Below are 12,881 nucleotides of genomic sequence, written 5' to 3'. Positions count from 1 at the left end.
GTCGGGTTTCTCGTCCGAAACGGACTCGGAACCCGACCTATCTCGTGTCAGGTCACACCCTTCGCCTGTCGGCGGAGGGCAGGACCTGACACAACGGTGGAAACCGACCTGAGAGCGGTGGAATGAGATTGCTTCGGCGAAGCGCCTCGCAATGACTCGCTTACTTTCTGTTTGCTTTCACTCCATCCCTGCCGCGCGGAGGTTCTCTTTCGAGAACGCCTGCTCCATCCTGGCATCGGCAAAAATACCGTCCTTGCGCACTAACTTGCCATCGAACCAAAGTTCGCCGCCGCCGTAATCCTTGCGTTGGATCAGCACCTGGTCCCAGTGAATCGCCGACTGGTTGCCGTTGTAGGCTTCGTCATAGCACTGGCCCGGTGTGAAATGAATGGAACCGGCTATCTTCTCATCAAATAGCGTGTCCATCATGGGATGCAGGATAAATGGATTGACTCCGACTGCGAACTCGCCGATGTATCGCGATCCGGCATCGGTGTCGAGTATCTTGTTGAGCTTGTCGACATTGGCGTCGGCCGATGCTTTGACGACTTTGCCGTTTTCAAATGTCAGCGATACGTTCTTGTATATAATGCCCTGGTAGAGCGACGGCGTGTTGAACGTAATCGTGCCGTTGACAGAGTCTTTCACCGGCGCAGTGTACACCTCGCCGTCGGGAATGTTGCGGTGACCATCGCATTTGATGCTCGGGATCCCCTTAATGGAGAATTTTAAGTCCGTGCCCGGGCTTACAATCCGCACCTGGTCGGTTTTCGACATCAGGTCGAATAGCATATCCTGCGCCTTGGACATTTTGGCGTAGTCGGCGCAGCAAACATCGTAGTAGAAATCTTCAAATGATTCCTGCGAGGTCTGCGCCAGTTGTGCCATGGCATTGTTGGGATAGCGAAGAACCACCCACTTGGTTCGTTTGACCCGCTCCTCAAGATGCACCGGTTTGTAGAATAGCTTGTTGTGGAGATCGATCTGACGGGTGTCGATATCAGCGAGATCAAACGGATTGTCCGATCCGCGCAGACCGATATAGGCATCGGCGCGTTCCATCAGCTTCAGGTGCATTTCCGCCTGGGTCATGAACTGGATGTCATTGGCATGACGGACAAACTGCCGCAACAGCGATTCATCGTTGTAGAACCAGAATGTGGTGACTCCCTTCCTGGTAGCGTACTGGAGTACCTGCTTGCCGAGCTCAAGTGTCTCTTTCCCTTTTATTTCGAGGTAAAGGACTTCTCCCTTTTGAAGTTCCAACGAGTAATCGACCAATTGGCGTGCCAGTATTTCATTTCGTTTGTCTTTCACAAGAGACTCCTGCAACTGCAATCGCTTTTTGGAGTTGAAGATATGACATCGCCTCGCGCTTTGCAATCGGTACCGATTCATCCATTATGCCGTTGTTGGATTTGGTGCGCATGGGTCTCTAACGCGTTAAGTAACAATACGATAGACGCTTGCCATAGTGATGCTACAGGTATTCAGCAGAACTCCGATACAGTCGGAAAGAGACTGCTGTCCGGGGGACGACTCTCCTGGCAAAGATGGGAGCAGACCGACAAACGAACAAGCAGCATCGGGTCTTAACATTGGGGTAAGGAATCGCAACATGAAAGCAGGCATTTCAACACAGAGCGACCATGTCGGCGTGGCCAACTCCGGCGAACTTCAATTGGTGTCTTTCAACATCGGTTCAGAAGAGTTCGGGGTGGATATCCTGAAAGTGCAGGAGATCAACCGTATGGTGGAGATCACCCGTGTCCCGCAGGCACCGGAGTATGTGGAAGGTGTGATCAATCTTCGTGGGCGGGTCATTCCCATCATCGACCTCCGCAAGCGGTTCAACCTTCAGCAGAAGGAGTACGACAAGAGCACGCGCATTGTGGTGGTCGATATCAACGGCACGATCATGGGGATGATCGTGGATGCAGTCTCCGAGGTGCTTCGCCTGCCGGCCAGTACCATTGAAGTTCCCCCCGGGATCGTGACGGGCGTCAATGCCGACTACATCAAGGGAGTGGCCAAGCTGGATGACCGGCTGCTTATTTTCCTGGATCTCTCCCGGGTGATCGATGCCCGCGAGCTTGCCAGCATGTCATAGGCGCATGAGCTTTGAAGATCACAAGGCCGGCTCCCAGCCGGCCTTCTTTCATTGACGCGGCACCGATAGCGGTCACGCCGTCCACACTGTATATTTACACCATGTCGGCGAAACTACAGTTTCTGTACGTGAATCTCGGGCGCGGTCATCCGTTCTACCAGGACGGTATTCTCGAGGCCCTTATCCACAGAGGGCACATTGGTCTGGTGCGCAAGGAACTCGATGCTATCGCGCTGTCCCGCGGGCTGTCGCGATTCGCCTGGAAAGGGGCCGGCTGGCTGTATCGAACGGGGTCATCGTCGCGTTTCCTGATGTCGTATTACAATCGTCTCCGGTCGCAAAACGACTACAACCGGCACGGCTTCATGCTTCGCCTTATGGGGCGTGACCTGGTTCGGCAGTTCAGACATTCACAGGATCCATTGCTTGTCGCTCATCCAACTCTGGTAGGCATCCTGTCCGGTCGCCCGGATCTGTTGTATCAGCATGGCGAACATGCCGTGCCTCCGGAGTCGTTGGTGCAAGGCGCGCATACTGTGTTTGTGCCGACTGTCGAGGCGGCCCAACCGTTCCTCGAATCCGGTTACCGCGGCCAGCAGGTGATAGTCTCAGGGTTGTGTATAGAGCCGCAATTGGTGCGGCAGAGCCGGGATGCGTTTGACGCCCGAATGAAACGGCTCGAGCAGCACCAGCCACTGACAGGGGTGTTGTTTTCGTCCGGCGCTGAACCGCGGCTTCATATCGAAAAGCTTGCGGTCGCTGCCCGCTCCATAGTGTATGATGGTGGCAGAGTGATCGTGTTCGCTCGGCATCGGGGCAGGCTTGCCGGACTGGTCCGACACAGTTTCGCGGGGAGAGGAATTGGTCTGCTTCGCCTGGATGCCTCCACGACATTACCATCGGAACTACCCGAAGCCACCCTGGTCGAGTTTGTCACCCGACGGGAACTGGACATCTTCACCGCACAATTGTTTCCTCAGTTCGACTACTTTATGGCCCCATCGCACGAACGTACCAACTGGGCTCTCGGACTTGGACTGCCGATGTTCGTAGTAGGACCGTCACTCGGTACCTTCTCGCCACTGAACCAGGCTTTGCTCGAACGACATGCGGTCGCGCGTGTGATCGATTCGTTCAACGAGGCCAACTCCTTTGGTTCGCGCATAGCCACGCTTCACCGCAAAGGGGCGCTCGAAAGGATGGCGTCGCGCGGGTGGGGGATATACAATATTTCAGGTTTTGAGCAGATCGCTGACTATCTGGTAGCATCCTACGGTGATCTCTCTGCAGAGTGAATTTCCGTAGGTCGATTTCGTCCTTGGCCGGTTTCTCCCATCACGTATATTGGCGGCTGTTATGTTGCAGCGTGCCCGGGCGTTCTATCACAGTTTTGACCAGAGTCTCTGGATCCTTGTCACCGGCTGGTTCGTCGCAGCGCTGGGATTTGCGGCGTCAATCCCATTTCTCTCCATTTATTTCCACTCCGAACTCGGTCTGTCTACGTCTGAGATCGGGCTGTTCTTTGGCGCGATAGCGATTGTTCGGTCGGTGTTTCAGGCGGTCGGCGGCGAAATGAGTGACCGGGTCGGTCGTCGGTGGCTGCTCATTCATTCGCAAACGATTCGCTCTGTCTCGTTCCTGGCGTTGGGGTTTGCCGTGCAATGGCATTGGGGGTTTTGGGCGATCGCCGGTCTATTCACCGTCAACGCCATCTTCGGGTCGATCTTCATGCCGGCAGTCAACGCCCTGGTGGTGGACATTCTCCCGCCCGAAAAGCGGCTCGATGGGTACGCTGTCGCGCGTTCAGCCGTCAATCTGGGATGGGCTGTAGGACCGGCGATCGGCGGTTTTCTGGCCAAGACGTCGTATTCGTCCTTGTTCTATCTCTCCGCGGTCCTGACGCTGGCGTCGGCTCTGATATTTCGCTTCTATCTCAAAGTGCCGCCGCAGCGGCCGGTCACTGATAAGTTCCGGATCACCGATCTGCTCGCCGTCAAGGACGACAAGTATCTGGCGACCCACTCGATATTGACATTGTTTTTATATCTTGTCGTGGCGCAACTGATCGCGCCGTTCTCCGTTTATGCCGTCGATATGGCCGGTCTGACCGAATCGAAACTGGGAATGCTCTTCACACTGAACGGGCTGTTGGTGGTGGCATTGCAGATTCCGGTCACCCGTTGGCTGGCCAGGTACAGATTCACGACCCAGCTGGCCTGGGGGTCGCTGTTGTATTTCGTGGGTTACGGCATGATGGGTTCATTGGTGGGATTTGAGTTTTTCGCCTTCAGTATAACCGTAGTGACGATCGGGGAGCTGTTCATCTCGCCGCCCGGGTTGACTCTGACTTCCAAGTTGGCGCCCGAAGGGCGCATTGGCCGCTATATGGGGGTGCGGGGGTTCTTTGAAACGGCCGGCTGGTCACTCGGGCCGCTATACGGCGGCGTGATCCTTGATGACCTCGGACAGAACCCCGCAATCGCATGGCTGGCGATTTCGTCTTTGGCGCTGGCGGCCGCTGCGGGCTACTGGCTGTTTGGTCGTTACCTGCCGGAGCGGTTCAACAGTAAAGTGTAGCTATTTGATGATAACGAATTTGCCGACCTGCGAGCGATCTTGTGATTCGATCACAAAGTAATAGATACCGGAGACTACCGACTGCGTATTTCTCGTCACCAGATCCCAGGTTTCGTGCATGGCGCCCGGGCCGCCTTGCGGGTAATTGTGATCCAACTTTCTGATCAGGTCGCCGTCCAGCGAGAAGATCGAAATCGTACAGACTCGCGGCAGATTGGCGAAATGCAACAGCCGGGCGCGTTCCACGGCCATTGTGTGGTCACGGTTCTCATATCCACCGGCTTCATAACCGCCATCGATGCGATATGGATTTGGATAGACATAGGCCTCGAGAGACAAAGCTTCGACCGTATCCGCCGATGTTTGCGGGTACTCAACGATCATGTTGTTGGTCGGACTTGTCTCCAGCGCCTCCAGTCCGGCCTGCGGGGAGCCGAAATCAAGCGCCGTAACAGAGACGTAGTAGGGCACAGAGGGGAGTAGATCGTTCAGCGCTATTTCGTATTCGTAGTACTTCGGCAACGGTTCACCGTGCTCCCAGGTGAGCTCCTCAGGCAGCCAGGACGCTGGATCGGCGTCGGGCCTGGTTGCGTCGGGATAGATCTTGTGGATGCCGGCAACCGTATCCGTGAGGTCCGACGAATTGTAGTCCTGCGGCTCGAAGAAGTAGAGGGTGTCATTGGAGACAAATGGTCTGCTTTGGGTGTACTGAAGCGGCATAAAGGCGGAGTCTCCGGTCATAAGGCGCAAGGAGTCAAGGGTGAACGGGACCTCGTCCAGTGCCCAGCCCAATTCGCCGGTGGGAAGCGTCCGCCAGCTGAAGCGTCGATAATCCTCACGATCAAATGATCGCACCATGGAGAAACTGCTGAGCCGATCGTCAAGGGCCAGATACACCCGGTATCCCTCGAAATCCACGTAGCGCGTGAAGATGTCCGGCGTTGTTTCGGAATAGTAGCCGTTCCATCTCACGACCAGGCGGCTGTCGCTCGGCATGATGCGCATGCGCGGCGCCGGAGGCGGGCCGGCCCCCCTGAAGTCAGGCTTGCCGTCCCCTTCGTACCACAGCGAATCTCCGGGAACCACCTGGTAGATGGAGTCGAGCGTAGTGTCAGGGCCACTCACGATCGTGTCGATACGGATCAGCAGGGAATCGAATTGGCAGATTCGCGCCTTGCCAAAATATCCATCACCGTCGGTGTCGACGCCCGGATTGTCGTAGACCCAGCTGGCCCAGCGAGCATTGGTGGCAAGGTCCGCGAAGTTCAACGAGCTGTAGAAGACGTGCGGATTCATCGGGTCGAAAAGATCTTCGAAATCTGATGGGTGGGCATGGAAATTCGTGCCGCCTACCCAGGCGAACGAGATAGGCAGTTTCTGTCCTGGTTCGATAGTGAATGGGCCGAATGAGAGCAAATATCGGGTATCCCAACCCTTGGCGTAGTCAATCCCTTCCGGTGGTGGCGGGAGCCAGCCCTCGAGGGAATGATCGAGGGCCGTCTCGTACAGATCGTAATCAAACTCCTGATGTCGGAGAAGGTAATACTTGTTCCGGTCTCCGAGCGGGGTCCCTAAGCGTGATCCCATATCGCGGAATGGGTCTCCCGGCGTCTCACGACGGCGGGGACCGAAATCCCGGGCCGGGTCCGAGTAATTGATGATCCACCAGTTAAATGAGTATTTGGGTGTGTCGGCAGGCGTGCGAACGACTTTCGTACCCACGACGCCGCGTGTGGAGCGATAATCCCACGCCGGACCGACCGGGTCGCCGTCATTGTCCGCGTGATAAGCGATATTGACCGTATCTACAAACCCGCACCCTTCGGGAGCCGGGTAGGTGTGAAGGAACCCGACTACGTCATCGTTCCAGCCGGATGGTCCGTTACGGGTGGTGTGCCAGACATCACCATCGACCCAGACTCCCATGTAGACATCCTTCAATCGTGACCTGCCGATATTTTCGATCTTGTAATCAAATAACAGGAAGTCATCGGCATACGCGTAGCTCCATGCCATGGACCGCTGATATACTTTGATGCCGAGCGGCTTGTGGGGACGCTGGTCCACCTGGTCATTGGCCACCAGCGACGACGTCGTCACGGTGTCCGTGTATTCGGCATACACGTCCTGCTCGGAGTAAGCATTGGGCGAATAGTACTTACTGTTGAGGTCGATGGAAGAAAACGTGAAGTCGCCAAACGGCTGGACCTCGGGCCAGAACTCCTGGTTTTCGTAAAAATCTTCCGTACCGGTCGACACCAGAGTGTCACGCCCGACGACGGCTCCGATCCAGAACGCCCCAACCCACAAGAACACGAGATCGCTGTTTTTCGGATATATGCAGGACTGGATTATCTGGCCGGTGTACGGTTCGGTGACGGCTGAGCCGTAGGTGCCAAAGGTGCCATTATTGGCCACCGCCAGTTCGATATTACCGCGCCGATGCGCGGCATAGGTGACGATCGGACGCGCCAGCGCCATAGTATGCTGATACGCACGAAGCGCCTCTTCCTTCGATGTCGGCAGAGGGGAGCGACCGAAAGCGGCAGTCGCGATCAGCATCTCAAAAAAGACCGCCGCAGTTAATAGGCTGCGGCGGCATAATGTCGTTAACAGGTGTCTCATGTCCCTGCGAACACTACATGATAATTACCAGTTTCCCGATCTGAGTCGAACCATCGGCCGCTTCGACCGTCCAGTAGTAGATCCCGGACACGACCAATTGCGTGTTCCGCGTGATCAGGTCCCAGGTCTCGTGCGAGGCGGTTGGGTCTGACGTGGGCAGATCGTGGAAGATCTCCCTGACCATGTCGCCATCCAGCGTGTAAATGCGAATCGTGCACTTGGCCGGTAGATTGGCGAAATGGATCATCCGCACCCGGTCGTCCGGTCGGTCCGTCTGGCCGCGCCCCTCGAAGCCGTCGCGACGGTAGCCGCCGTCAACTCTGTACGGATTCGGGTAGACGTATGCAGAAAGATTTGACGCTTCCACCTCATCGGCTGTCGGCAGGGCGTAGGTGCGTTTTGGTTCGAAAGTGACCGAGGTTTCGAGCGCCCCCAGCCCGGCTTTGGGTGACCCATAATCGAATGCCGTCACATTGATGAAGTACGGTACGGCGGGCAGGAGATTCTCTATCGTGTACTCGTACTCATAGAATTTGAGCCGGTTGTCGCTGGTGAAATAGAGATCGCGAAGAGAATCCGGATAATTGTCCGGCAACCGCGCTTCCATGCTATAGCCAATAAGCGAATCCGGTGGACGCGGGGTAATGTCCTCATCGGGATAAATCTTGCGGATCTTCGTCTTGGAGAGATCGGACGCGTTATAGTCCTGCGGGGCGAAGTAGAAAAGCGAATCCGAAAGCCCCGGTTTGCCGAACGGGTTGTTGTACGGATTCCCTGGTCCATAATCCAGTGGGTCGAAGGTGCTGTCGGTCACGCCGCCGAACGCATAGAGCGTTCGCAGCGAATCGAGCGTGTATGGAACGTCCTTCAACTCGTAGCCTGCGCCGAACGGCTTGTTGGGGTTGAATATCCACTTATTGAAATCGAGACGGTCATACGACTCCAGCCGCATGTAACTGGCGGCGCGTTCGTCGCGGGCCATATAAATACGGTACCCCTCGAAGTCGTGCTCGCGAGAGAAGTTGTCGAGGATTGTCTCGGACCGCGCACCGTTGAAACGGACCCGGATCTGACCGGATGTTCCGGTTGGGGTGTTGACAACGGTTGGGTAGACCCAGGTGAGAGGTGCCGGCGGCGGTGACGCTCCCTTGAAGTCCGGTCGGCCATCCCCTTCATACCAGAAAGTGTCAGCCACAGTGACTCTGAAGATGGTGTCGACTGTATCGTTAACAGTGTCAATGCGGTCAATGACGGAATCCAGCGGACAAATACGGTATTTGCCAAAATAATTATCACCGTCAGTATCGACACCGGGGTTATCATAGATCCACGACGCCCAGGTGGCATTGAGACCCAGATCGGCAAGACTGATGTTGCGATAGTATTCTGTGGGGTTGAATGGGAGGTTGTCCGCCGCGTTGTCCGGATTGTAGTGGAACCGCTCGCCGCCGACATAAGCGAACGAGATCGGCAGCTTTTGGCCTTCGGTGATCGAGAACGGCCCGAATGACAACAGATACCGCGTATCGAATCCATCGGCGACGTCGGGTGCCAGGTCCTGTCTTGGCGTAAGCCAGATCGAGTCCGTCGGCTGAATGGACGCGGTCCGGACTTGGTCGTAATCGAACTCTTTGTTTTTCAGCAGGAAGTACTTGGGAATATCGCCCACCGGCGTGCCGAGGTTCCCGGCACCCATATCGCGATTGACGGCACCTTTCTGCGGGCCAAAATCGCGAGCCCCGTCACCGTTACTGATCCACCAGTTGAAGGATACGTCAAGCGAGTCTGAAGGAGTACGGACGATACGCGTGGCTGTCACATTCGGGACCGAGCTGTCGTCATATTTGTTGCCGTGCGGGTCACCATCGGCGTCGGCGATCCACGCGATATTGACTGTGTCGCGAAATTCGCAGACGCTTGAGAACTCTGGCGGTGTCGGCAGGTCGTACAGGAAGCCGCAGATGTCGTCCCCTGCTCCGCTCGTGCCGTCCTTCGAGGTATGGTGAACGTCGGCATCGACATAAATGCCCATGTACACTTTGTCGAGGCGCTGATTGCCTATATTCTCGATAGAGTAGTCGAACAGCACAAAGTCCTCTGCATAGGTGTAGGACCAGGCGAATGACCGCTGCGTCACTTTGATGCCGAGCGGGCGGTGCGGGCGGCTGTTATAGGCGTCCAGATCAAGCGATACGCCTTGTCCCGAGGTGGTGAACGTGTCAGCGTATATCCCGATCAGGTCCTGTTCGGAGACAGCGCCATCGAATTCTGGTTTGGTCGGGTCGGTTATTGACCGCCAGACAATGGGGCCAAAGGGGTCCGAGTCCGGATAGAATTCGAACATATTCGGGGTCCAGCCGTCGCCACCAGTCGACACCAGGGTATCACGCCCCACAACGGCGCCGATCCAGAAAGCGGCCACGAAAAGATACCGCGAGTTCGATTTCTTAGGATACTCGCAGGCATAGATCTTCTGGCCGGTGATGGCGTCATACGTAGTAGCGCCTCCGTAAATGCCGAACCGCCCCATATTCCCGACTGCCAGGACGATCTTGCCGACCGTATGGCCGGCGATCTCGACCGCAGTGCGTCGCCCCGCCCTGGTGGTGTTGTCCTGGTATGGATCCCGGTCCGCATCGTATGCGATCCGTCCAAATGCAGGTGCCGCCGAGAGCAGCACAAAGGGCACGACCAGGCATGCCCGGAAGAGTCCCCTCAAGTTCATAGTGTCCCGCACCTTTCCTATCATTCAATGCTCTGAACCATAGACGGTTCAAAACGCTTAATTGCTCAAAGCTCTGGCCGGAATTCGACGGTCAACTCAAACCCTCTCGGAAAGGGACTCCTCGACCTTCAAAGCCTCCGGCGTAAACCCAAATATACTGTTGGCTCCCGTCAAAACACAAGCGCCTTCATCAAGATTTTGGCTTCGAACAGGCCGTATCAAGGCCGTGGCCCGCAGTCCCTTAACTACTTGACAGCTACCGTCTTTCCGATCGAAACGTTCCAAGAGGTGCCTTGCGCAGTCCATCCCCGAGTCCGCGAGCTTTCCCTGTCCGCACACCATACAGACTCTGCCATGCGCCTCACCACCGGATGGACATCTTACGCACTGCGTTCAACCGCGGAGCACTCGATGGCAATTTTCACACACGCGTGAGCGAAGGACTAATTGGATTGCCATTCAACAAACGCAGCTGAAGCGTCCAATACGCCTCGTCCAAGATTAGACGTACAGCCTGTATCATATGACGAATGCGAAGTTCTGTAAACTATGCCCGAAGCGTCGGATCGGAGCGTCGCGTACGCTCGAAGTGTAAGACATTGTATAACTTACAGTTGCATGACACTTGCGATGGCCTGGACAAAAAAGACCGGCCTTGTGAGACCGGTCTTTTGCAATTGTTTTAGGGTGTGCACTACAACGGTTTTTCGAAACTGCCGGCTGGTATCTCCGGGTTCACGGTGAACTCCACAGCCTGCATGGTTCCGAACTTCTTGCCGTCAAGACTGCTCGCAGTGCTCATCGGTAAGGTGAGTCCGTTAACCGTCTTGAAATCCGAGTAGAGGTCCTCGATTGTCCCCTCGCCGAACGGAGATTTGCCCCAGTAGCTCTTGGCCACCAGTTGCAGCGATTTAGCATCCAGGGCCAGACGACAGATCGGCGCACTGGACACGTCGATCAAAGTGACAAATTCCACCTTGGAGCCGTTGGCCTCGCCTGAGCCGTCGTATACAGCCTGGTATTTCGGCTTGTCCGATGTCATGAAAATATAAACCGTGTTGCGGGCAGTTTCCTGGTCGTCCTCTTTGAGATCATCGGCCGTCTTTTCGGTCAATTTCCCCATCGCCCCGCTCTTCCAGCCGATGCCGCCATCGCGGATATCGTACATTTTCTGGCCCATCATGGTCGCCACCTGACGCGACTTGTCCGGGTAGACAGTCAGCGCTTCCATGGCGAGCGGGAAGTCCCCCTGCGGCGTGGCGATGGTAAATGTCCCTTTCACCGCCACTGCTTTGACCTTCTTGAATCCAGTCAGGCCGCCGTGAGCCGCCACTGCCTTGTCGAGAAGTTCCTTGCCCTTCTTGAGATTCTCGGGCGTGATCGAGAGTTGTTTCTTTTCCTCGGCCTTGGGAATGGTGATGTCGATAGTGTCGATTTTCCCCATGCCGAGGCTGTCAAGCGGTGTCCCGAATTCGGCGCCGTTTCCGATGACGAGTATATTGAGCGTAGTCGGATGGAGATTCTTCTGTGCGGCCGCGAGCACGTCGGCAGAAGTCACTTTCTCCACCGCTTCCTTCTCCTTGAACAGGAAGTCTTCCGGCTTGCCGTAGAAGTCGTACGTCATCAGCCGATTGATCACGTCCGCCTTATCGTCGAAATTGAACACGAACGAATTCAGATATCCATCCTTGGCGACACTCGTCTCATCAGCCGTCGGGGCATCAGTCTGCATCCGTTTGATCTCTTTTATGATCTCGCGCGCCGCCTTCACGGTCGTTTCGGACTTGGTGGAAGCAAAATTGAAGAAGATGCCGGGAAACGCGAAATTGGCACTGTACGTGCCGAACACGGCGTACGCCAGTCCTTCACGCGAGCGAACGCTGTTGAACAGGCGGCTGCCGAACGAGCCGCCCAGGACGTTATTCATGACAATACGGGAGGCATAATCCGGATCGTCGATCAGACCGCCGATATGTCCGACGAACACATTGGACTGATTGATATCACTCTTGTTGACGAAATAGACGTGGTTTTCAAAGGCATAGTCGACCTTCGGGGGAGGCGGCAGGGCAGAGGCACCCTTTTGCCAATCGCCGAACAGCTGTTTGATCTTGTCCAGTACCTTGGTGCGGTCGTAATCGCCCCAGACCGCCAACTGAAGGTTCTCGGGATTGTAAATCAGTTTGTGGAATGCCACCAGATCATCGCGCGTGATACCGTTGATAGTGGTGTATTCGGTATGACGCGCGTACACCGATTTCGGCCCATAGATGGCCTTGGCGAATTCGCGTCGTCCGATAGTCATTGGATCATCGTTGCGGCGCGAGATCATCGACCGGCGCTCCACTTTGGCCAGCTCGATTTTGTCCTGGTTGAACGCGGGATGGCGGAGGATGTCGGCCAGCACCTCAAGTCCAAGATCAGTGTAATCGCTGAGCACATTGACCGATGCACGGCCGCTCAACAGGCCGATATTGGTTTCAACACTGCCGCCCACGCTCTCCAGCATTTCGTCGATCTGGTCGCCGCTCCACTTGGCTGTCCCACCAGTGCGCATGACCGAGCCGCAAATATCAGCCAGGCCAATTTTTTCAGGTGGTTCCAGATATGAGCCGCCGTTGACCATCACTGCGGCGCGAAAGATCGGCAGGCTCTTGTCCTCGAGGAAATAAAGCCGAATGCCGTTTTCAAGGGTGACCTTCTCAACCTTTGGCACCACCAACGGGTTGAGGGCCGGGTACTTCAGCTTGCTCACATCCTGTGCGACGGATGCGGCAGCCGCAACGGTCGCCAGCACCAGACCGGCAACCAACAGGCGAATCATCTTCGTTTTCATTGTTTCTG

General features: G+C 55.9%; 7 protein-coding genes. 3 read left to right on the top strand and 4 right to left on the bottom strand.

Going from position 1 to position 12,881, the window contains the following annotated elements:
• Window positions 1–177: 177 nt before the first annotated feature.
• Window positions 178–1,317, bottom strand: coding sequence for an aminopeptidase (locus tag AB1644_11100; GenBank protein ID MEW6051589.1), 1,140 nt, complete (start codon window positions 1,315–1,317; stop codon window positions 178–180).
• A gap of 301 nt (window positions 1,318–1,618) precedes the next feature.
• Here AB1644_11100 and AB1644_11095 point away from each other — a divergent pair, with 301 nt between their 5' ends.
• The 3 genes from AB1644_11095 to AB1644_11085 all read left to right on the top strand — a co-directional run bounded on the left by AB1644_11095 (window position 1,619) and on the right by AB1644_11085 (window position 4,687).
• Window positions 1,619–2,110, top strand: a complete 492-nt coding sequence (locus tag AB1644_11095) for a chemotaxis protein CheW (GenBank protein ID MEW6051588.1) — start codon at window positions 1,619–1,621, stop codon at window positions 2,108–2,110.
• 101 nt (window positions 2,111–2,211) lie between these two features.
• Window positions 2,212–3,405 carry a hypothetical protein gene (locus AB1644_11090; GenBank protein ID MEW6051587.1) on the top strand — a complete coding sequence of 398 codons (1,194 nt, stop codon included), beginning with the start codon at window positions 2,212–2,214 and terminating at the stop codon, window positions 3,403–3,405.
• A gap of 61 nt (window positions 3,406–3,466) precedes the next feature.
• Entirely contained in the window at window positions 3,467–4,687 is a 1,221-nt protein-coding gene (locus AB1644_11085) for an MFS transporter (protein ID MEW6051586.1), read from the top strand.
• Here the strand turns inward: AB1644_11085 and AB1644_11080 are convergent, their stop codons facing one another.
• The 3 genes from AB1644_11080 to AB1644_11070 form a co-directional block, all read right to left on the bottom strand.
• Complete coding sequence (locus AB1644_11080; GenBank protein ID MEW6051585.1) at window positions 4,688–7,312, bottom strand: T9SS type A sorting domain-containing protein; 2,625 nt, start codon at window positions 7,310–7,312, stop codon at window positions 4,688–4,690. It lies immediately after the preceding gene.
• Between the two features lie 13 nt (window positions 7,313–7,325).
• Window positions 7,326–10,037, bottom strand: a complete 2,712-nt coding sequence (locus AB1644_11075) for a hypothetical protein (protein ID MEW6051584.1) — start codon at window positions 10,035–10,037, stop codon at window positions 7,326–7,328.
• A 694-nt stretch (window positions 10,038–10,731) separates the two neighbouring features.
• Window positions 10,732–12,873 carry a pitrilysin family protein gene (locus tag AB1644_11070; protein ID MEW6051583.1) on the bottom strand — a complete coding sequence of 714 codons (2,142 nt, stop codon included), beginning with the start codon at window positions 12,871–12,873 and terminating at the stop codon, window positions 10,732–10,734.
• Between the last annotated feature and the right edge of the window lie 8 nt (window positions 12,874–12,881).

The sequence above is a fragment of the Candidatus Zixiibacteriota bacterium genome (assembly GCA_040753875.1).
Classification (GTDB): Bacteria; Zixibacteria; MSB-5A5; order GN15; family FEB-12; genus DATKJY01.
The sequence above is the reverse complement of the archived record's forward strand: the minus strand, read 5'-3'. Positions and strand labels throughout refer to the sequence as shown.

Excerpts from the sequence above, each read along its gene's own strand:
- AB1644_11070 (MEW6051583.1), bottom strand. The coding sequence starts at position 12,873 with ATGAAAACGAAGATGATTCGCCTGTTGGTTGCCGGTCTGGTGCTGGCG.
- AB1644_11075 (MEW6051584.1), bottom strand. The coding sequence starts at position 10,037 with ATGAACTTGAGGGGACTCTTCCGGGCATGCCTGGTCGTGCCCTTTGTG.
- AB1644_11090 (MEW6051587.1), top strand. The coding sequence starts at position 2,212 with ATGTCGGCGAAACTACAGTTTCTGTACGTGAATCTCGGGCGCGGTCAT.
- AB1644_11095 (MEW6051588.1), top strand. The coding sequence starts at position 1,619 with ATGAAAGCAGGCATTTCAACACAGAGCGACCATGTCGGCGTGGCCAAC.
- AB1644_11080 (MEW6051585.1), bottom strand. The coding sequence starts at position 7,312 with ATGAGACACCTGTTAACGACATTATGCCGCCGCAGCCTATTAACTGCG.
- AB1644_11085 (MEW6051586.1), top strand. The coding sequence starts at position 3,467 with ATGTTGCAGCGTGCCCGGGCGTTCTATCACAGTTTTGACCAGAGTCTC.